Genomic DNA, 20,895 nt, shown 5'->3' with positions numbered 1-20,895 from the left:
TCATGAGTTCACGCGCGAAGGACCCTCAAAAATCTTAGAGGTGCTGGAGGCCCGCGCCGGCCGGGTACAGTGAATTCAACCGCTGCCCGCCGTCAATCTTGCCCACTTCCACGCCTCGCGTCGCTTTTGCTCTCCGCCCGAGCCGGTGGTGGCTGGTCGTCCTGGTGCTGGGGCCGGTGTTGGCGATGGCAGCCTACGACGCGGCGCGCGTGCTGGAAGCCGCCGCGGCTCGCGGGCCCCGCGTCGTCGAGCAGGCCCAGGCCCTGGTGAAGCAGATCGACCGCAGCGGCGCCGGCGAGGAGCTGCAGCGTCTCAAGGACATCAACGACTTCTTCAATCGCCGCCTCGCCTTCAGGGACGATGCCGTCACCTGGGGGGTGCCTGACTACTGGGCCGCGCCGCTGGAAAGCCTGGAAAAGCGCGCCGGCGACTGCGAGGACTACGCCATCGCCAAATACTTCAGCCTGGCCGCCACCGGCGTGCCGACGGCCAAGCTGCGCATGGTCTATGTGCGGGCGCGGCTGCAGGGCCAGTCGCTGGCGCATATGGTGCTGGCCTACTATGCCCAACCGGACGCCGAGCCGCTGATCCTGGACAACCTGCGTCCCGAGGTGTTGCCCGCGTCGCAGCGCACCGACCTGACGCCGGTGTTCAGCTTCAATACCGAAGGCCTGTGGCAGGGCGTGGGCCAGGTGACGGCGGGTGACCCGCTGGCGCGCCTGTCGCTGTGGCGCGAGCTGGTGGCCAAGGTCAGGGCGGAAGGCTTTTTATGATGGAGACTGAGACATGTCGTTGATGCGGCAGATCGCCTGGCTCGTGCTCGGCGTGGTGCTGGCCGCGCTGGTGGGCGCGGTCGGCCTGTCCATGGTCTCCGCGCGCCAGCTGATGCGCACCCAGCTCGAGCTCAAGAACGCCGACAACGCCCAGGCCCTGGCCCTGGCCCTGTCCCAGCAGCAGGGCGACCGTGAGCTGATCAAGCTGCTGGTGTCGGCCCAGTTCGACACCGGCGCCTACGAGTTCGTGCGCTGGCGCAGCGCCAAGGGCGAGACCCTGTTCGAGCGCGCCGAGGCGCCGCGCCCGGGCCAGGCGCCGTCCTGGTTTCGCAATCTGTTGCCCATTGAGGCCGCGCCCGGCGTGGCCCAGCTGTCCAATGGCTGGAACGCCATCGGCGCCGTCGAGCTGAAGAGCCATTCCAGCTATGCCCATGACACACTGTGGCTGGCTTCGCGCCGCCTGCTGGCCTGGCTGCTCGTCGTCGGTATCGTCGCCGCCGTCATCGCCTGGGCGGGCCTGAGGCGCATCCGCCGCCCGCTGGATGCGGCCGTGGCCCAGGCCGAGGGCGTGCTGGCCGGCAGCTATGGCCAGGTCGTGGAGCCGCGCGTGCCCGAGTTGCAGCGTCTGACCCGCGCCATGAATGCCATGGTGCAGCGCGTGCGCGACCTCTTCGAGGCCCAGGCCGGCCAGCTGCTGGTGCTGCGCGAGCAGGTCCACCACGACCCGCTGACGGGTGTGTCCGCGCGCAAGCATTTCATGGCCGAACTGGACGCCGCCCTGCGCCGCGACGATGGCCCGGCCATCGCCGGCCTCGTCCTCGTGCGCCTGCGTGACCTGTCCGGCCTGAACTCCCGGCTGGGCCGAGGCGCCGTTGATGATGTGCTGCTGACCGTCGTGTCGGCCCTGCAGGCCTATCCGGAATCGGTGGCCGGCTGTCGCGTGGGCCGGCTCAATGGTGGCGATTTCGCCCTGTGGTTGCCCGCCGAAGGTGTGGCCGCCGAGACGGCGCATGCGCTGGCTGATGCATTGCGCGCCAGCCTGCCGGCCTTCGGGCCGGGCGTGCAGGTGGCCCTGGGTGCCATCGAGCTGCCGCGTGAAAGGCCCAGCAGCGTCTGGCTGGGCGAGGCGGATGCTGCGCTGGCTCGCGCCGAGCATCAGAGCGAGGCCCGCGGGGGCTTCGTGGTCGAGGTCGTGGCCGACCCCGGCATTGGCCGCGAACAGGGCGAGAGCCTGTGGCGAGCCCAGTTGCAAGAGGCCGTCAACCAGCAGCGGGGTCGCCTGGTCGAGTTCCCGGTGCGGGACCGGGGCGGCCGCGTGCTGCATCTTGAATGCCCGCTGCAGTTGCAGCTCGATGCCGGGTTCGAGCCGGCGACGGCCTGGTTGCCCTTGGCAGTGCGGGCGCGCATGACGGCCCAGGTCGACCTGCTGGCCGTGGGCCTGGCCCTGAAGGCCATTGCGGCAGATGGCAAGGCCCGCTGCATCAATGTGGCACCGGTGTCGCTGGCCGATGCGGCCTTCCTGCCTCAGCTGCGCGAGCTGCTGGCGCAGTGGCCGCAGGCGGCGCGCTCGCTGCTGCTGGACCTGGCCGAGGCGGCGGCGACCGAGCATTTCGAGCGGCTGCTGGAGTTCGGTCGTCAGCTGAGGCCGCTGGGCGTCAAGCTCGGGTTGGAGCACGCCGGCGCCGGGTTGGCGCAGGTCGAGAAGCTTTATCAGGCCGGGCTGGACTATGTGAAGCTGGACGCCTCGGTGCTGCTCGGCGTGGCCGGCGAGGCAGGCCGTGCGGCGTTTGTGCGCGGCATGGTCATCATGCTGCGCAGCCTGGCGCTGAAGGTCTATGGCGAGGGCGTCGTGGACGAGATGGATGCGCAGGCGTTGTGGGACTGTGAGCTGGATGGGTTGACGGGGCCGTGGGTGACGAACTGGAGGGGGTGAGTTGTTGGTTGGTCGGTTGGTTGTGCGACGAGCACCACTGATCGATGCATTGCCGGGAGTCCGTCCCGGCGGCCGGGTAACTTTCTTCTGCGGGGCCAGAAGAAAGTCACCAAAGAAGAGGCCCTGAACCGCACACGAGCACCACGACGCCATGAACGGCGCGCGAAAACGGCCAGCGGCATTCCGCCCAGACGCGACCCGCTGCGCTCTCGCTGCTGTCCCTATCACCAGCACCAATCACCGCAACAGAGGGCCGCTGAACGCGCGGCTGCACGCCGGGCTCACCAGAAAACCAAAAGGCAGCGTCGCTCGGGCGACGCGACGAGCACTACCGTTCGACACGTCGCCCCAGCGACGCGGCATTTCCTGATGAGCCCGGCGTGCAGCCGGCGTTAACGGTGGTGAAGTGGCGATCCATGATGCCCGTCATAGGGACAGCAGCGAGAGCGCAGCGGGTCGCGTGTAGGCACGACGCAGTTCCGAGCATCGCGAGCGCATGCCACCGCTCGAGTGCGGATTGCATTGAGCGCTCCTCTTTTGGTGACTTTTCTCTGGCGCGTCAGAGAAAAGTTACCCGCCATCGCGGGGCGGATTCCCGCGGCACTGCACGCGAGTCATGAGGACGCAGGCAAAGACATCCGAACAACTAAATCTTCATCTCCCACCTGATCTGCCACTGCGTATAACTCGGCCCCCCACTGCGCGACGTGATCTGCTGATCGCCCGTATTGATAAAGCTGCCCGTGAAGTAATCCAGCGCCGACAGATTCGTCGCCGACAGCCGCAGCGACTGCTCGGTGTTGATGGCCCACAGCGCGAACGCGTCCACCACCGCCTTGCGGCTGGCCGTCGTCTCGGTGATCAGCGTCTGCTGGGTGGTCGTCGATGGCGTCCAGTTCAGCGAAGCCCCCAGGGTCAGTGGCAGAGACCGCAGCCGGTAGTCCGCGCCCAGATTGGCCGTGCCCTTGGGCTGGCCGTCGATGTGGTTGTTCGGCCCCGGAATGCCGTCCACCCGCGACGTGAAGACGCTGAAGTTGCTGCGCACATTGATGGGCAGGGCGTCCTCGAAATATTCGTCGAGGCGAAAGCGCGCTTCCAGCTCGACACCGGCCGTCGAGGCCTTGCCGATGTTCTGCGGCCGGGCCACCCAGCGTTGGGTGGCGGCCCAGGGCACGGTCTCCAGCGACGTGACATTGCGCATCAGATTGGTGATGCGGCGGGCGAAGAAATTGGCGCTGAGCAGGCCGCCCTTGGTCAGGTAGTGCTCGTAGCCCACCTCGAAGCCGGTGGCCAACTCGGGCTTGAGGTCGGGGTTGCCGGCGCGGTCGGGCGTGTTGGCCTGGTGGGGCACCTGGCTGTTGATGGTGGGCCGCGCGATCAGGTCCTGCAGCTGAGGGCTGCGGTAGCTGCGCGTCAGGCTGGCGCGGATCATGTCGCGGCCCTTGTCGTTGAGCTTGTAGCGGGCATGGGCCAGCGGTGTGAAGACGCTGGACTTGTTGCGTGCGTCGTAGCTCGCGGCGCTGGACCGGGTCGTGATGCCCTCCCAGCGCAGGCCGGCATAGAAGTCCCACTGCTTGCCCACGTTCCACTCGTCCTGGGCATAGGCCGCAACGCGGGTGGACGAGGCATCGAGGTCGTCACCGAAATCGTCCAGCCCCGGCTGGGGCGCGCCGTTGACCAGGGTGATGCGGTTGGTGTGGCGGCTCGTGCCTTCGCCTTCGATGCCGGAGACCAGGCTGTGGTCACCGCCGAGGTTGTGCGAGACCTTGGCCAGGGCGCTCCAGTTGCTGTCGCGGCTGGTGTTGCTGTCGTCCTGCAGCCGTGTGGCCGCACCGGCCAGGCGCTCCTGGCGCACGCTGTGGCTCTCGCCGCGGGCGCGGCCGATGCCGCCGCGCGCTTCCACGCGGGTGTCGGCGCTGAGCTTGCTCTGCCACTGCGTATTCAGCCGCGCCATCGTGAAGCGGCTGTCGCCGTCGCTGTCGGCCTGGTCGAAGAAGCCGGGCGGCGTCGGGTTGGGCTGGGGCGTCGTCGTCTGCAGCAGCGGGGTGTTGCTGCTGGACTTGGTGGATACGATGAAGGGCTGGATGGCCAGGCTGTCGGTCGCGTTGAGCTTGAACTGCACGCGGCCGGTCAGGTTCAGCGCGCTGCGCTCATCCTCGGTGCGGCCGCGCGAGACCAGCAGGCTGTCGCTGTTGCTCGCCACCGTGTGGGTCAGCGTGTCGTTGATGATGTTGTCGATGCGCTCGCCACGCATGGCGTTGACGGTCAGGTTGTAGGCGTGACCGTCGCCGAAGTTGTCGTTGCGCGTCCAGCTGATGCCGGGGCTGATCTTGCCGCGCTCGGTGGCGAAGCCGGCGCGGAACTCGTTGAGCCGTTTTTTGAGCGCCTCGCGCAGCACGACGTTGATGGTGCCGGCCACGGCGCGGGTGCCGTACTCGGCCGTCGGCGCGCGCAGCACTTCGATTCGCTCGACCTGCTCGGGGGGCAACTGGTCCAGCGAGAAGCCGGGCGGCATGCGCTCGCCGTTGACGAGGATCTGGGTGTAGCCGCCGCCCATGCCGCGCATGCGGATGTCGCCGCCGCGGCCCGGGCGGCCGCCGGTGGTCACCCCGGGCAGGCGCTTGATCATCTCGCCCAGGGTCGAGTCCCCGAACTTCTCGATCTCCTCGCGCGTGATGACGATCTTGCTGGCCGTCGAGGCCTTGCGGATGGAGTCGTCGCTGGCCGTGCCGCTGATCTCGACGCGTTTGAGCTGTTCGGACTTGGGCGTCGGTTTGTCCGCGGGCGCTGAGGCTGCGGCGTCGGGCGGGACCGGGCGAGTCTGGGCGGCAGCGGAAAAGCTGCCGCAGGCCGCCACCAGGGCGGCCGCGCAAACGCGGGTGAGTTGCATGGCCGGCAGTGTGCCGCGCCGCCCGCGCAGGCTTGTGGCCGAGCCGTTAACGAAAAAGTTCTTTACCGACCCTGCTGCGAATCGCTCACCGACGTGACGATTTCGCGGTGCATGGGCGCCAGACGCGCCAGCATGCCGTTCTGGGCGGCAAAGGGAATGCCCTTGGCGTCCATGGACTGCTGCAGGATTTCCACCAGCGCATTGAAGTCGCGGCGGCGGATCTCCAGATCCTGGTGCACCAGCTTCATCGGCGCGCCCTGGTAGGTGCAGGGACCGCCGGCCTCCTGGCAGAGCTGCTCGGTCAGCTGCTTCGTCAGGTTCTCGCGGTTGACGTCCTTGAAAAAGGGCGCCGTGCGCGGGTCGGCCACGAGGCGGGGCACGAAATCGTCCATCACCGCGCGGATGCCTGCCTTGCCGCCCCAGGCCTGGTAGACGCTGTCGTTGGCCGGCGGCGTCTGGGCGAACGCCGTCGAGCAGAGCAGCAGGCAGGCAAGGGCGATGAGGCGCATGACGTTTCCTTCAGAGCGCAGTCACAGCGCAAATTGCGCCGACAGATAGCTGCCCGTCTGGCGCTTGGGCTGCACGGCCGGGGCGATGGACCCCAAGTCCACCCAGGCGGCGGTCAGCGAGAAATGCTTGTTCGGCGCCCAGGCGACGAAGACGTCTTTCCAATCGTCCTCCTTCAGCGCCCCGGCGCCGAGGATGGAGTTGTTCAGGTTGTCGGGCTTGGCGCGGAGTTCGAAGCCGATGGCCAGGTTCTTGGCCAGCAGCTTGGCGATGGAGAACTCGGGCTGCAACCGCAAGCCCTTGCCCTGGGCGCCGCCAAAGCCCAGCAGGCCGTTCTGGTTGGCCTTGGTGGCACGCAGCGTCAGGTTGACGAGCACGCCTTCGGCCAGAAAAAGCTTGGTGGCGCTGGCATAGAAGTCCGTGCCGGAATCCTTGGCGCCCAGCGGGCCGAACAGCGTGGGGCCGAGGTTGCCGGCATGGGTCTTCTTGTGCTCCAGGCCGATGGCGATCTGCGGCATCAGCGTGTCGCTGTCCAGCACGGCGTCGCCGGTCAGGCGCAGCTTGACGCCCAGGATGTCCTGCTTCAGGTGCAGGCCGTCCAGGCCCAGCGGTGCGAGATTGCTTTCGGTGTCGAAATCCTGCTTGGCGAGCGACACCTCGACGCGGTCATGGAAGGCGGCGGCCGCGCCATAGGTCAGCAGGCCGTAGTTGCCGGTCTTGGCGCGGGTGATGAAGGCGGTGGCGCCGAACTCGCCGGCCGTGGCGTAGCTGCCGGTGATGGCCCAGGGCGTCAGGCCGCCGCCGGCCGCGCCGTCGATGCTGGACACGCCGCCGGTCAGCAACAGCTTGCCGCCGGACTGGGCCAGGGCCGGGGCGCTGAGCAGGGCGGCGGTGAGCAGAAGGACGGGTCGGCGCATGGATTCTCCGGCGGCAGTGCGAGGCCGTCCCACTCTACGCACAAAGCCCATGAACTGGATGCAAACCGCCCGCCAGCTAGACTGCCTGCCCCGTTTGCCGTGAACTGTTCCCTGCCATGACCGCGATCTCCGATGTCCAGCTGCAACCCCTGCTGCAAGCCGTGGTGGACCCCGGCAGCGGCCGCCCGCTGGGCGAGGCCAAGGCGGTCAAGGCGGTCAAGGTCGACGGCGCCGACGTCGCCATCGACATCGAACTGGGCTATCCGGCCGCCAGCCAGCACCCGGCCCTGCGCGCCGCCGTCATCGCCGCGGCCAAGGGCCTGGCCGGCGTCGGCAATGTCAGCGTGGCCATTTCCACCAAGGTTGTCGCCCATGCCGTGCAGCGCGGCGTGCAATTGCTGCCGGGCGTCAAGAACATCATCGCCGTGGCCTCCGGCAAGGGCGGCGTGGGCAAGAGCACAACGGCCGCCAACCTGGCCCTGGCTTTGTCGGCCGAAGGTGCCCGCGTGGGCGTGCTGGACGCCGACGTCTACGGCCCCAGCCAGCCGCTGATGCTGGGCGCCAGCGGCCGGCCCGAGACGCTGGACGGCCAGAACATGGAGCCGCACATCGCGCACGGCCTGCAGGTCAACTCCATCGGCTTCCTTGTCGAGGACGACCAGGCCATGATCTGGCGCGGCCCCATGGCCACCCAGGCCCTGGAGCAGCTGCTGCGCCAGACCCGCTGGCAGGAGCTGGACTACCTCATCGTCGACATGCCGCCCGGCACCGGCGACATCCAGCTCACGCTGTCGCAGCGCGTGCCGGTGACCGGTGCCGTCATCGTCACGACGCCCCAGGACATCGCGCTGATTGACGCCAAGAAGGGCCTGAAGATGTTCGAGAAGGTGGGCATCCCCATCCTCGGCATCGTCGAGAACATGGCCGTGCATATCTGCTCGAACTGCGGCCATGCCGAACATATCTTCGGCGCCGAAGGCGGGCAGAAGATGGCCGCCCAGTACGGCACCGAGCTGCTGGCTTCTCTGCCTCTGGCCATGAGCATCCGCGCCCAGGCCGACTCGGGCACGCCGACCGTCGCCGCGGAGCCCGAGGGCGAGGTGGCTGGGCTTTACAAGGCGCTGGCCCGCAAGGTCGCGGCCAAGATCGCGGCCCAGGGCAAGGACTATTCGGCCAAGTTCCCGAGCATCTCGATCTCCAAGTCCACCTGATACCCGACTGATCCAGTCCCCCAGGGTTGCCCGCCCTGGACAAGGCCTCTCCTTTGTGAAGAAATCAGGTCACGGCGGCCAGCGACGGCCGCTTGCTGATTCGTTCCTGCACAAGAGCGGGCGCTGCCCGCAGGAGACAGTCGAATGGACATGGACCGGAGGCAATTCTTCCGGGTGAGCGGGGCAGGGCTGGCGGCGTCCAGTCTGGTGGCCCTGGGGTTCTCGCCGACGGCGGCTCTCGCCGAAGCGCGCAACTTCAAACTCGCCCGGGCGACCGAGACCCGCAACACCTGCCCCTACTGCTCGGTGGGCTGCGGCATCATCATGTACAGCCTGGGCGACAAGGCGAAGAACGTCACCTCGTCCATCATCCACATCGAGGGCGACCCCGACCACCCGGTCAACCGCGGCACCCTCTGCCCCAAGGGCGCGGGCCTGCTGGACTTCGTGCACAGCCCCAACCGGCTGAAGTACCCGGAGATCCGCGAGCCGGGCGCCACGGAATGGAAGCGCGTCAGCTGGGACGAGGCCATGAATCGCCTCGTCAAACTGATGAAGGCCGACCGCGACGCCAACTTCCAGGCCACCAACGCCGCCGGCCAGACCGTCAACCGCTGGCTCAGCACCGGCATGCTGGCCGCCTCGGCCTCGTCCAATGAAACGGGCTACATCACGCACAAGGTGATGCGCAGCCTGGGAATGCTCGTATTCGACAACCAGGCCCGTGTTTGACACGGCCCGACGGTGGCCAGTCTGGCCCCGACGTTTGGCCGCGGCGCGATGACCAACCACTGGGTGGACATCAAGAACGCAGACTTGGTGCTCATCATGGGCGGCAACGCCGCCGAGGCCCACCCCTGCGGCTTCAAATGGGTCATCGAAGCCAAGCAGCACAACAAGGCCAGGCTGGTCGTCGTCGACCCGCGCTTCACGCGCTCGGCGGCCATGGCCGACTACTACGCCCCCATCCGCGCGGGGGCCGACATCGCCTTCCTGAGCGGCGTCATCAACTACCTGCTCTCCAACAACAAGATCCAGACCGAGTACGTCCGCAACTACACCAACGCGACCTTCATCGTCGGCGAGGCCTACAAGTTCGAGGACGGCATCTTCAGCGGCTACGACGAGGCCAAGCGCAGCTACAACCCCGCCTCCTGGGGCTATGAGCTCGACGACAAGGGCTTCGCCAAGGTCGACATGACGATGGAGCACCCGCGCTGCGTGCTCAATGTGATGAAGCAGCACTACTCGCGCTACACGCCCGAGCAGGTCAGCAAGATCACCGGCACGCCCAAGGACAAGTTCCTCAAGGTCTGCGAGTACATCGCCAGCACGTCCACGCCCGACCGCACCATGACCATCATGTATGCCCTGGGCTGGACGCAGCACAGCATGGGCTCGCAGATGATCCGCACCGGCGCCATCGTGCAATTGCTGCTGGGCAATATCGGCGTGCCGGGCGGCGGCATGAACGCGCTGCGCGGCCACAGCAACATCCAGGGCCTGACCGACCTGGGCCTGCTGTCCACGTCGCTGCCGGGCTATATGAGCCTGCCGCGCGACGCCGAGCAGGACCTGGAGACCTATTACAAGTCGCGCGCCCTGAAGCCCCTGCGCCCCGGCCAGATGAGCTTCTGGCAGAACTACCCGAAGTTCTTCGTCAGCTATATGAAGGCGACCTTCGGCAAGGCGGCGACGGCCGAGAACGGCTGGGGCTACCACTGGCTGCCCAAGTGGGACGTCGGCTACGACGTGCTGCGCGCCTTCGAGATGATGAACCAGGGCAAGCTCAACGGCTACATCTGCCAGGGCTTCAACCCGGTGGGCAGCTTCCCCAACAAGAAGAAGATCGTCGCGGGCCTGAGCAAGCTCAAGTACCTCGTCATCATCGACCCGCTCAACACCGAGACGGCGGAGTTCTGGAAGAACTACGGCGAGCACAACGACGTCAAGAGCGCCGAGATCCAGACCACGGTGTTCCGCTTCCCGTCGACCTGCTTCGCCGAAGAGGACGGGGCGCTGACCAACTCCGGCCGCTGGCTGCAGTGGCACTGGAAGGGCGCCGAGCCCCCGGGCGAGGCCAAGGGCGACCCGGAAATCATCGCCGAGCTCTTCACCCGCCTGAAGGCCGCCTATGCCAAGGAAGGCGGCAGCTTCCCCGACCCCATCGTCAACCTGACCTGGCCCTATCTGCAGCCCACCAAGCCTTCGGCCGAGGAGCTGGCCAAGGAGTACAACGGCAAGGCCCTGGCCGACGTGACCGATCCCAAGGACACGACCAAGGTGCTGGCCAAGGCCGGCGAGCAGCTGAGCGGCTTCGGCCTGCTGCGCGACGACGGCAGCACGGCGGCGGGCTGCTGGATCTACACCGGCGCCTGGACCCAGGCCGGCAACCAGATGGCCCGGCGCGACAACGCCGACCCCTGGGGCATAGGCCAGACGCTGAACTGGGCCTGGTCCTGGCCGGCCAACCGGCGCGTGCTCTACAACGCCGCCTCCTGCGACCCGACCGGCAAGCCCTGGAACGGCAAGCGCCGTCTCGTCAGCTGGAACGGCGAGCGCTGGGGCGGCTCCGACGTGCCCGACATCCGCCCCGACGCCAACCCGACCGATGCCGATGCGGTACGCCCCTTCATCATGACCGCCGAGGGCGTGGCCCGCCTCTTTGCGCCCAGCGGCATGGTGGACGGGCCCCTGCCCGAGCACTACGAGCCCTTCGAGACGCCGCTGATGGCCAACCCCATGCACCCGGGCAACGCCAAGGCCAAATCCAACCCGGCGGCGCGCGTCTTCAAGGGCGACATGGAGGCCTTCGGCCAGCCCAAGGACTTCCCCTATGTGGCCACCAGCTACCGCCTGACCGAGCACTTCCACTACTGGACCAAGAACGTGCGCACCTCGGCCATCATCCAGCCCCAGCAGTTCGTCGAGATCGGCGAGGAGCTGGCCAAGGAAAAGGGCGTGGCCAACGGCGACTGGGTCAAGGTGACGAGCAACCGCGGCTTCATCAAGGCCGTGGCCGTCGTCACCAAGCGCATCGCCTCGCTGGACGTGGACGGCAAGCGCGTGCACACCGTGGGCCTGCCCAACCACTGGGGTTTCGTCGGCGTGGCCAAGCCCGGCTATCTGGTCAACACGCTGACCCCCTTCGTGGGCGACGCGAACACGCAGACGCCGGAGTTCAAGAGCTTCACGGTGAATTTGGAGAAGGCATGAACGTGGTCCGCCCCCTACGCGCTTCGCGCGCCCCCTCAAGGGGGCACTGCCAGTGGCCCAGCAAAGCCGGCTCCACGGCAGTCGCGCGGAAATGCACGACGCAAGGAGGCATCTGATGAGCTCCCTCCAATCCCTTGATATCGCCAAGCGCTCGGCCACCACGACGCCGTCCACGCAGGCGCGCACCCATGTCGCCGAGGTCGCCAAGCTCATCGACGTGTCCTCCTGCATAGGCTGCAAGGCCTGCCAGGTGGCCTGCATGCAGTGGAACGACCTGCGCGATGAGGTCGGCGACACCCACGGCACCTACGACAACCCGCGCGACCTGACGCCGCAGAGCTGGACGGTCATGCGCTACTCCGAAGTGGAGGTTGAGAAGGACAAGCTCGAGTGGCTGATACGCAAGGACGGCTGCATGCACTGCGAGGACCCGGGCTGCCTGAAGAGCTGCCCGGCCCCCGGAGCCATCGTCAAGTACACCAATGGCATCGTCGACTTCATCTCCGAGCACTGCATAGGCTGCGGCAACTGCGTGACGGGCTGCCCCTTCGATGTGCCGCGCATCTCCAAGGTCGACACCAAGGCCTACAAGTGCTCCCTCTGCTCCGACCGCGTCGGCGTGGGCCTGGAGCCGGCCTGCGTCAAGGCCTGCCCGACCGGGGCCATCCGCTTCGGCACCAAGGAGGACATGCTCGAGTTCGGTGCCGAGCGAATCAATGACCTGAAGGAGCGCGGCTATGCCAACGCGGGCGTCTACGACCCGCCGGGCGTGGGCGGCACCCATGTTGTCTATGTGCTGCAGCACGCCGACAAGCCCGAGCTCTATCACGGCCTGCCGGCCGATCCCAAGATCAGCCCGTGGGTGTCGCTGTGGAAGGGTGCCGCCAAGCCCCTGGCCGTCGCGGCCATGATCGGCGCGGCGATTGCGGGCTTCTTCCACTACACGCGCGTCGGGCCCATCGAGGACCCGGACGACCCAGAGTCTGACATCAACGCCGACCGCAACGTCGCCCGCGACGATGCGAACCATCCCACCGTCTGACAGGAGCGCACCATGGGTACACGCTTTCTGCAGCGCTACACGGCTGGCGAGCGCAGCAACCACTGGCTGATCGTGCTGTTCTTCCTCGGCGCCGGGCTGTCCGGCCTGGCCTTCTTCCACCCCGCCTTCTATTTCCTGACGGCTCTGTTTGGTGGCGGCACCTGGGCGCGCATCCTGCATCCCTTCCTGGGGCTGCTGATGGCGGTGTGCTTCGTCCTGATGTTCCTGAAGATGTGGCGTCACAACGTGATGACCGACATCGACCGGCAATGGATGCAGCACAGCGGCGAGATGCTGCGCGGCGACAAGAGCCATATGCCCGACGCCGGCCGCTACAACGCCGGCCAGAAATACGTGTTCTGGCTGATGGTGGTGAGCCTCTTCGTGCTGGTGCTGACCGGTTTCATCTTCTGGCAGCCCTGGTTCGCCGACAGCTTCCCCATCCTGGCCCGCCGCATCGCCGTCGTGCTGCACGCGCTGTCGGCCACAGTGCTGATCCTGACCGTCATCGTGCATGTCTACGCAGCCATCTGGGTCAGGGGCACCTTGCGGGCCATGACGCGCGGCACTGTGACCGAGGGCTGGGCGCGTCAGAATCACGCGCAATGGCATCGTGAAATGACAGGAAAGCAGTGACCGCCAGCAGCACGACTCAGAAGCTCCTCAGCCCCGAAGAGATCGCCGTCCGCGCCGGCGAGCAGCTGACCTTTCTGCACCTGCCCGAGGCTGGCGTCTTCGCCGAGCGGGCCCTGCGCCTGCGCGAGCTGGCCGCCGGCCATGCGATGCGCGACTTCCTGCTCTTCGTCGCCGAACTCGCCGAGGCCCAGCACCGCGCCTTGTCCGCCGGCACCGAAGTGCCGCTGCCGACACACGAGCAGGTCGACGCCGCCGCCCGTGCCGGCCTGCCGCTGTTGCCTGCTGAAACCTGGCCGCGCACCGCCGTCTGGCGCGAGTCACTGCGGGCGCTGCTGGCCGACCTGGCGCGACGGCTGCTCGAAAGCCCGGCCAAGGCCACGGTGCTGCAGCTGGCCGCCGCCAGCGACGAACATCTGGAGACCCAGGCCGGCCGCCTGCTGACCGGCGTCATGCTGGGCCTGGACCTGGCCACCGCCCCCTTGATCGCCGCGGGCCTGCAACTGCATTGGGTGCGCCTGGTGCGGCAGACGGCGGCGCGAGTGGCCGGCCCGGTCGCCGCCTTCGGCCGCATCGACGACCCCACCGCCTGCCCCTGCTGCGGCTCGCGTCCGGTCGCATCACTGGAACGCCTGGGCAGCGAGGGCGCCCGCTATCTGGCCTGCGGCCTGTGCGCAGCGCAATGGCACTATGTGCGCGTCAAGTGCACCCATTGCCAGAGCACCAAGGGCATCTCGCTGCAGAACCTCGTCGCCGCGGACGGCAGCATGCCCGAGGCCCAGCCCGCCGTGCAGGCCGAGTGCTGCAGCGAATGCGGCCACTACCTGAAGCTGATGCACCCGGTGCGTGACAACGGCATCGAGCCCCTGGCCGACGATCTCGCCACGCTGACCCTGGACCTGCTCGTCAGCGAGTCTGGCTTGCAGCGCCATGGCGTCAACCTGCTGCTGCTGTTTGGCGAGCCCGACGAGTCGCCGCCGCCAGGAAGAGAAGCCTGATGAACGCGCCCGACGAGTCCGTGGTCCACGGTTCCAAGGCGAGGCCCCCCGCAAGACCTAGCGATCTGCCGGCCCTGGACAAGCTGCTGCGCGAATGCGCGCCGCTGGTCGCCGAGCATGGCCACACCCTGGTCGCCGGCGAGGCGAGGGCGCTGCTGGACGCCCTGCGCACGCGCGCCGTGGCCGGCGAGTTGCCGCGTGCCGAACTGGAGGCCTTGCCGCAAACGCTGGCGGCCCGCGTCAACGGCCGCATGCAGCCGGCCATGCGCGCCGTGCTCAACCTCACTGGCACCGTCATCCACACCAATCTCGGCCGCTCCCTGCTGGCCGACGCCGCCCTGCAGCAGGTGCTGGCGTTGATGGGCTCGCCGAACAACCTTGAGTTCGATCTTGAAGCTGGTTCGCGCGGCGACCGTGACGACCTCATCGAAGGCCTGCTCTGCGAGCTGACGGGCGCCGAGGCCGCCACCGTCGTCAACAACAACGCTGCCGCCGTGCTGCTGGGCATTGCGGCCCTGGCCCGCGGCAAGGAGGCCATCGTGTCGCGGGGCGAACTGGTCGAGATTGGCGGCGCCTTCCGCATGCCCGACGTGATGAGCGCGGCCGGCGCGACGCTGGTGGAGGTGGGGACAACCAACCGCACCCACCCGCGCGACTACGAGCAGGCCTTCACGCCGCGCACCGGCCTCATCGTCAAGGTTCACACCAGCAACTACCAGGTGCAGGGCTTCACGGCGGCGGTCGACGAGGCGACGCTCGCTCCCATAGCCCACGCAGCCGGCGTGCCGCTGATGACCGACCTCGGCAGCGGCGCCCTGGTGGATCTGTCCAAATGGGGCCTGCCCGCCGAGCCCTTGCCGCAGGCGATGCTGGCGGCCGGCTGCGATGTCGTGACCTTCAGCGGCGACAAGCTGCTGGGCGGCCCACAGGCCGGCCTCATCGTCGGCAGCAAGGCCGCCGTCGGCAGGATCCGCAAGTTCCCGATGAAGCGCGCGCTGCGTCTGTCCAAGCTGCCGTTTGCGGCGCTGGAGGCCACGCTGCGCCTGTATCTGCGGCCCGAGAGGCTGGTGCAGGACCTGCCGACGCTGCGGCTGCTGACGCGTCCCCAAAACCAGATTGCCGACCTCGCGCAGCGCCTGCTGCCGGAGGTCGCCAAGGCCTTGTCGCCCCGTTTCACTGTCGAGACCGTCGCGCTGCAAAGCCAGATCGGCTCCGGCTCGCTGCCTGTCGAGCGCCTGCCTTCCGCGGGCCTGGCCGTCACCGCCGTCGATGGCCGGGGCCGCACGCTGGAAGCCCTGGCGACTGCCTTGCGTGGACTGCCACGGCCGGTGATTGGCCGCATCAACGAGGACCGCCTGCTGCTGGACCTGCGCTGCCTGGAAGAGCCGGCGCTGCTGACCTCGCAGCTGGGCTTGTTGAAGGAGGCGCTGGCATGATCGTCGGGACGGCCGGCCATATCGATCATGGCAAAACGACGCTCGTCCGTGCGCTGACCGGCGTCGACACCGACCGCCTGCCCGAGGAGAAGGCGCGCGGCATCAGCATCGAGCTGGGCTACGCCTACCTTGACGTCCCGGCGCACGCTGAACGGATCGGCTTTATCGACGTGCCGGGCCACGAGAAGCTGGTCCACACCATGCTGGCCGGTGCCAGCGGCATTGATTTCGCGCTGCTGCTGGTTGCCGCCGACGATGGTGTGATGCCGCAGACGCGCGAACACCTGGCCGTGCTGAGCCTGCTGGGCCTGACGCGCGGCGCCGTCGTCATCACCAAGGCCGACCGCGCCGAACCCGGCCGCGTCGAGGCGCTGCACACCGAGGTGAGGGCGCTGCTGGCCGGCACGGGGCTGGATGCCGCGCCCATCCTCACCGTGTCCGCCCAGACGGGGCAGGGCGTCTGCGAGCTGCGCGAACTGCTGTTCGACGCCGCCCGCCACACGCCGCCGCGCCCGTCGCAGGGCCTGGCAGCCCGCCTAGCCGTGGACCGCGCCTTCAGCCTCGACGGCGTCGGCACCGTCGTCACCGGCACCCTGCATGCCGGCGAGATCGCCGTCGGCGACGAGTTGCTCATCCAGGGCCATCGCGCCCGTGTGAAGAGCCTGCATGCGCAGAACCGCGCCGTCGAGCGCGCCCGGGCCGGCCAGCGCTGCGCCGTCGCCCTCGCCGGCCTCGCCAGGGAGGATGCGCCGCGCGGCCACTGGCTGACCGCGCCGGCGGCCGCGCTGTCGACCGACCGCTTCGACGCCCGATTGACGCTGTGGCCCGGCGAAGCCAGGCCGCTGCGCTCGGGCACCCGCGTGCATGTCCACCTCGGCGCCCAGTCGGTGATGGCCAGCGTCGCCGTGTTGGACGGCGAGGCTGTCGAGCCCGGCGCCTCGGCCCGGGTGCAACTGGTCTGCCATGCCCCCGTGGGCGCCTGGCGTGGCGATCGCCTCGTGCTGCGCGACGCCGGCGCCTCGCGCACCCTGGCGGGCGGCGTCGTGCTCGACCCCTTTGCGCCGGCGCGCTACCGCCGCACACCCGAGCGTCTGGCCGAGCTGGCGGCTTGCGAGCTGCTCGAAGTCGCGAGCCGCCGCGAGCAGCTGCTGGCCTTGTCGGCCCTGGGCCTGGACCTGGCGCGCTTTGCCCAGGCCGAGGGCCTGGCCGAGGCTCTGCAGGGCTGGGCTCTGGGGGAAGCGGCCCGCGACGCGCTGACCGCCAGGCTGCTTGCCGCGCTGGCCGACTTCCATGCCAGGTCGCCCGATGAACTCGGCCCCGATGCCGCCCGCCTGCGCCGCCTTGTGGCGCCGCGCATCGCCGAGCCGCTCTGGCGTGAGGTGCTGGCCGCGCTGCGCCAGGCCGGCCGCATCGCCGTGCGTGGCGCCTTTGTGCATCTGCCCGAACATGGCGTGCAGCTGTCGGCCGTCGAGGAGCGCATTGCGCAGAAGATCGCGCCCCGCCTGGCCGCTGCCGGTGCGGAGGGGGCCTGGGCCCGCGACCTCGCGAAGGACTGTGCCGAGCCCGAGCCGCTGATGCGCGCGACGCTCGCGCGCCTGGCTCAGCAGGGCGAGCTGCACCAGGTGGTGAAGGACCTCTACTGCGACACGGCGACGATGTCCCGTCTCGCCGCCATCGCGCGCCAGATCGCCGCCGACCAGGACAAGGTCACCGCCGCCGCGTTTCGCAATGCGACCGGCCTGGGCCGCAAGCGCGCCATCCAGCATCTGGAACATTTCGACCGCGTCGGCCTGCTGCGCCGGGTGGGCGACGAGCACCGGCTGCGGGCGGACAGTGGGCTGTTCGCCGAGGCGGCGCACGCATGAACATGGAAAGAGAACGACACCGGTGTGTCGGCCGGGCTTCAAACCCGGTGGGTGGCGCCACGCGCCGCCGGGTGGGTTCGACTCCCTCCTCTTTCCGCCACGGTGGGCTGCGATGAGCGGCATCGACCTGCCGACCGGCTTCTGGCTCTGGGCCGAAGACCAGACCTGGGCCCAACCCCTGCCCGGCGGCCGGGTCCGCGTCGGCATCACGGCGCTGGGACTTCGCGCTTCCGGCGAGATCTATATGTGCCGGCCCAAGCCCGTGGGGTGCGAAGTCGAGCAGGGCCGCTCCATCGGCGTGGTCGAGCTGGCCAAGTCCATCGTCGCGGTGAAGTCGCCCTTGTCGGGCGTCGTGCTGGCGGTCAACGAAGCCCTTGAAGAGAGACCGGAGCTGGTCCACCAATCGCCCTATGAAGACGGATGGCTGGCCGAGATCGCGCCGTCGAATCTTGATGCCGACAGGTCCCGCCTCGCCATCGGCGAAGCGGCCATCCGCGAAGCCATGACCCACTGGGCCTGGCTCAACAAGTTGGACACCCCTTCCTCATGAAGCGCGCCGGCCTCGCCATCCTGCTGTGGGCGGCCGACCCGGACGACCCGGTCCGCCTGGCCACGCCTTTTGCCCACGCTGCTGCGGCGGCGGCGCTGGACATGCAGGTCGAGGTCTATTTCACCGCCCGTGCCGTGCTGCTGCTCAAGCCCGGCGTGGCCGAGCAGCTGCGCGCCTCGGAGCGCTTTGACAAGAGCATCGCCGACTGGATGCAGGACGCCCTGGACCATGGCGCGCGCTTCTTCGTCTGCTCGGACGCGCTCGCGGCCCAGGGCCTGACGCAGGAGGATCTGATCCCCGCCGGCCGCCGCCACGGCGGTGCTGTCCAATACGCCTCCCGCGCCGCCCACTCGGCGTGGGCTGCCCTCGTGTTCTAACCCCTTCAGGAGAAATCAAATGGCCCTGTCTCGTGTCGTCGCCAGTCTGGCGCGCGGTGTGGTGATGTCGCTGGCCCTGGCCGGCATGGCGGCCCAGGCCCAGCAGGTGCTGCGCGTGACCGCCATCCCCGACGAATCGCCCACCGAGCTGGCGCGCAAGTTCGCGCCGCTGGGCCAGTACCTGGAGAGCAGGCTGGGCATGAAGGTCGAATGGACGCCGGTGACGGATTACGCGGCGGCCGTCGAGACCGTCGTCAACAAGAAGATCGACATGGCCTGGTTCGGTGGCTTCACCTTTGTGCAGGCCAACGTGCGCTCGGGCGGCAAGATCGTGCCGCTGGTGCAGCGCGAGGAGGACGAGAAGTTCCGCTCCGTCTTCATCACCGATGCCAAGAGCGGCATCAACAAGCTCGAAGACCTCAAGGGCCACACCCTGTCCTTCGGTTCGCAGAGCAGCACCTCGGGCCATCTGATGCCGCGCAGCTTCCTGCTGGCCGCCAAGATCAACCCCGACGTGGACTTGAAGCGCGTGGCCTTCAGCGGCGCCCATGACGCCACCATCGCCGCCGTCGCCAGCGGCAAGGTCGATGCCGGCGCGCTGAACATCTCGGTCTGGGAGAAGTTCGTCGCCGAGAAGAAGGTCGACACCAGCCAGGTCAGGGTCTTCTTCACGACGCCCGCTTACTACGACTACAACTGGTCGGTCCACGCCGACATGCCCCAGGCCCTGCAGGACAAGATCAAGGCGGCCTTCCTGGCCCTGGACCCGAACACGCCCCAGGGCAAGGAGATCCTCGGCCTGCAGCGCGCCACGAAGTTCATCGCCACCAAACCCGAGAACTACACCGGCATCAAGGCCGCCGCCGAGAACGCAGGTCTGCTGAAGTGATCGAGCTCAGCGGCATCGATGCCGCCGCGCTGGGCGGCGTGACGCCTGTGTTGCGAGGCGTCGGCCTGAGCCTGGCCGCCGGCGAGCAGGTGGCCGTCATCGGCGCCTCGGGTGCCGGCAAGACGACGCTGCTGAACCTGCTGGCGCTGATGCAATGCCCGCTGGCCGGGCGCTTCACGCTGGACGCTGCCGACCCCTGGGCCTTGAGCCGTCGCGAGCGCCAGCGCCTGCGCGCCGGCATTGCGCTGGCACCCCAGCAGCCGCCCTTGCCGCCGCGCCAGCGCGTGGCCGTGGCCGTGCTGGCGGCGCGCCTGCCGCGCATGTCGCTGGCGCGCAGCCTGCGCACGCTGTGGAGCCCGCCGGACGCGCCCCTGGCCCAGGCCGCGCTGGCCCAGCTGGACCTGGCCGACAAGCTCTGGCTGCGCGTGGACCGGCTTTCGGGCGGCGAGCGCCAGCGCGTCGGCCTGGCGCGCCTGCTGGTGTCCGAGGCCCGGCTGTGGCTGGCCGACGAGCCCCTGGCCGCGCTGGACCCGACCCGCGCCGAACTGGCCCTGGGTGTATTGAGCCGCAATGCCGCGGCGAGCGGGGCAGCCCTGGTCTGCAGCCTGCATCAGGTCGACCTGGCGCTAAAGCACTTCCCGCGCGTCGTCGCCCTGCGCGCGGGCCGTGTCGTCTACGACGGCGCGCCGGGGGGCCTGGACGAGGAACTGCTGGAAGAGCTCTACCGCAGCCAGAACGAGGCACCGCCTGAGATCGCGCCTTTGCCCCAGCCTGTGCCCTTGCCCCAGGCCATGTGCCGATGACGCTGCGCGATCCCGACCAGGCGCGGCGCTGGGCCACGCTGCTGATCATGGTGGTGCTGGCCTGGCCGCTGCTCGTGCTGGCCGAATTCAAGCCCTGGGCCCTGTTCGACGAGCGCAGCCTGCGCGCCACGAGCCGCTTCCTGGCCCAGTTCATCACGCCGCGTGCCGACAGCGAGTTCCTGACCCTGCTGGCCCGCGACACCTGGCGCACGGTGGCCATCGCGACGGCGGGCATGAGCCTGGCGCTGCTGCTGGCCGTTCCCCTGGCCCTGGTGTCGACATCGCGGCTGTCGGCCAGCACGCTGGAAGGGCTACCCGGCCCGGCGCGTTGGCTGCGCCGCGCGGTGCGGGCCCTGCTGGTGCTGCTGCGTTCCATTCCCGAGCTGGTCTGGGCCCTGGTCTTCGTGCGCGTCGTCGGCCTCGGCCCCACAGCTGGCGTGCTCGCCATCGCGATTGCCTACGGCGGCATGCTGGGCAAGGTCTATGCGGAGATCCTGGAGAGCGCCGATGCCGCACCGACACAGGCCTTGCTGCGCTGCGGCAGCGGCCGTCTGCAGGCCCTGCTGTTCGGCGCGCTGCCGAGCTGCCTGCCCGAACTGCTGAGCTACACCGTCTACCGCTGGGAATGCGCCGTGCGCTCCTCCGTCGTGCTGGGCTTTGTCGGCGCCGGCGGCCTGGGCCAGCAGCTGGACAACGCGTCCAAGATGTTCGCCGGCAACGAGGTCAGCGCCATCCTGCTGGTCTTCATCGCGCTGGTCATGGCCAGCGACGCCTTCAGCCGCTGGCTGCGCGGGAGGTTGGCATGAAGATGCCCCTCACCCACACTCGCATCGCTGAACGCGAGCGAGTCCGGTC

At 68.7% G+C, this 20,895-nt stretch carries 17 protein-coding genes and 1 tRNA gene; 15 read left to right on the top strand and 3 right to left on the bottom strand.

Going from position 1 to position 20,895, the window contains the following annotated elements; all coding sequences use genetic code 11:
* Nucleotides 1–185 precede the first annotated feature (185 nt).
* Nucleotides 186–773 (top strand): transglutaminase-like cysteine peptidase, encoded by a 588-nt coding sequence (locus J2X20_RS20500; protein WP_310268685.1) that lies wholly within the window; start codon nt 186–188, stop codon nt 771–773.
* A gap of 13 nt (nt 774–786) precedes the next feature.
* Entirely contained in the window at nt 787–2,706 is a 1,920-nt protein-coding gene (locus J2X20_RS20495) for a bifunctional diguanylate cyclase/phosphodiesterase (protein WP_310268683.1), read from the top strand.
* A 646-nt stretch (nt 2,707–3,352) separates the two neighbouring features.
* Here J2X20_RS20495 and J2X20_RS20490 read toward each other — a convergent pair.
* The 3 genes from J2X20_RS20490 to J2X20_RS20480 all read right to left on the bottom strand — a co-directional run bounded on the left by J2X20_RS20490 (nt 3,353) and on the right by J2X20_RS20480 (nt 7,020).
* A complete protein-coding gene (locus tag J2X20_RS20490; protein WP_310268680.1) occupies nt 3,353–5,596 on the bottom strand; it encodes a TonB-dependent receptor plug domain-containing protein in 2,244 nt (747 codons plus the stop codon).
* A gap of 62 nt (nt 5,597–5,658) precedes the next feature.
* Nucleotides 5,659–6,105, bottom strand: a complete 447-nt coding sequence (locus J2X20_RS20485) for a group I truncated hemoglobin (RefSeq protein WP_310268677.1) — start codon at nt 6,103–6,105, stop codon at nt 5,659–5,661.
* A gap of 21 nt (nt 6,106–6,126) precedes the next feature.
* Nucleotides 6,127–7,020, bottom strand: a complete 894-nt coding sequence (locus tag J2X20_RS20480; protein ID WP_310268675.1) for a DUF3034 family protein — start codon at nt 7,018–7,020, stop codon at nt 6,127–6,129.
* Between the two features lie 116 nt (nt 7,021–7,136).
* Between J2X20_RS20480 and apbC the strand changes: the two genes are divergently transcribed.
* The 13 genes from apbC to phnE all read left to right on the top strand — a co-directional run bounded on the left by apbC (nt 7,137) and on the right by phnE (nt 20,846).
* Nucleotides 7,137–8,231 carry an iron-sulfur cluster carrier protein ApbC gene (gene apbC / locus J2X20_RS20475; protein WP_310268673.1) on the top strand — a complete coding sequence of 365 codons (1,095 nt, stop codon included), beginning with the start codon at nt 7,137–7,139 and terminating at the stop codon, nt 8,229–8,231.
* 144 nt (nt 8,232–8,375) lie between these two features.
* A complete protein-coding gene (gene fdnG / locus J2X20_RS20470) occupies nt 8,376–11,447 on the top strand; it encodes a formate dehydrogenase-N subunit alpha (protein WP_310268670.1) in 3,072 nt (1,023 codons plus the stop codon).
* A gap of 115 nt (nt 11,448–11,562) precedes the next feature.
* Nucleotides 11,563–12,489: a formate dehydrogenase subunit beta gene (fdxH, locus tag J2X20_RS20465; RefSeq protein ID WP_310268666.1), complete on the top strand. Its 927-nt coding sequence runs from the start codon at nt 11,563–11,565 to the stop codon at nt 12,487–12,489.
* A 12-nt stretch (nt 12,490–12,501) separates the two neighbouring features.
* Nucleotides 12,502–13,125: a formate dehydrogenase subunit gamma gene (locus J2X20_RS20460; protein WP_310268663.1), complete on the top strand. Its 624-nt coding sequence runs from the start codon at nt 12,502–12,504 to the stop codon at nt 13,123–13,125.
* Nucleotides 13,122–14,120, top strand: a complete 999-nt coding sequence (gene fdhE, locus J2X20_RS20455) for a formate dehydrogenase accessory protein FdhE (RefSeq protein WP_310268660.1) — start codon at nt 13,122–13,124, stop codon at nt 14,118–14,120. Before J2X20_RS20460 ends, fdhE begins: the two co-directional genes overlap by 4 nt.
* Nucleotides 14,120–15,556 (top strand): L-seryl-tRNA(Sec) selenium transferase, encoded by a 1,437-nt coding sequence (gene selA / locus J2X20_RS20450; protein ID WP_310268657.1) that lies wholly within the window; start codon nt 14,120–14,122, stop codon nt 15,554–15,556. The genes fdhE and selA overlap by 1 nt, the downstream gene beginning before the upstream one ends.
* Nucleotides 15,553–17,421: a selenocysteine-specific translation elongation factor gene (gene selB / locus J2X20_RS20445; protein ID WP_310268654.1), complete on the top strand. Its 1,869-nt coding sequence runs from the start codon at nt 15,553–15,555 to the stop codon at nt 17,419–17,421. Before selA ends, selB begins: the two co-directional genes overlap by 4 nt.
* 4 nt (nt 17,422–17,425) lie before the next feature.
* Nucleotides 17,426–17,521 (top strand) — tRNA-Sec (locus J2X20_RS20440).
* A 12-nt stretch (nt 17,522–17,533) separates the two neighbouring features.
* Nucleotides 17,534–17,971, top strand: a complete 438-nt coding sequence (locus J2X20_RS20435) for a glycine cleavage system protein H (RefSeq protein ID WP_310268651.1) — start codon at nt 17,534–17,536, stop codon at nt 17,969–17,971.
* Nucleotides 17,968–18,348, top strand: a complete 381-nt coding sequence (locus tag J2X20_RS20430) for a DsrE family protein (RefSeq protein ID WP_310268648.1) — start codon at nt 17,968–17,970, stop codon at nt 18,346–18,348. Before J2X20_RS20435 ends, J2X20_RS20430 begins: the two co-directional genes overlap by 4 nt.
* A gap of 19 nt (nt 18,349–18,367) precedes the next feature.
* Nucleotides 18,368–19,237: a putative selenate ABC transporter substrate-binding protein gene (locus J2X20_RS20425; protein ID WP_310268644.1), complete on the top strand. Its 870-nt coding sequence runs from the start codon at nt 18,368–18,370 to the stop codon at nt 19,235–19,237.
* Entirely contained in the window at nt 19,234–20,040 is an 807-nt protein-coding gene (locus J2X20_RS20420) for a phosphonate ABC transporter ATP-binding protein (protein WP_310268642.1), read from the top strand. The genes J2X20_RS20425 and J2X20_RS20420 overlap by 4 nt, the downstream gene beginning before the upstream one ends.
* Nucleotides 20,037–20,846 carry a phosphonate ABC transporter, permease protein PhnE gene (phnE, locus tag J2X20_RS20415; protein WP_310268639.1) on the top strand — a complete coding sequence of 270 codons (810 nt, stop codon included), beginning with the start codon at nt 20,037–20,039 and terminating at the stop codon, nt 20,844–20,846. Before J2X20_RS20420 ends, phnE begins: the two co-directional genes overlap by 4 nt.
* Nucleotides 20,847–20,895: the final 49 nt, after the last annotated feature.

Source organism: Roseateles saccharophilus, assembly GCF_031458095.1.
Lineage (GTDB): Bacteria > Pseudomonadota > Gammaproteobacteria > Burkholderiales > Burkholderiaceae_C > Pelomonas > Pelomonas saccharophila_A.
The sequence above is the reverse complement of the archived record's forward strand: the minus strand, read 5'-3'. Positions and strand labels throughout refer to the sequence as shown.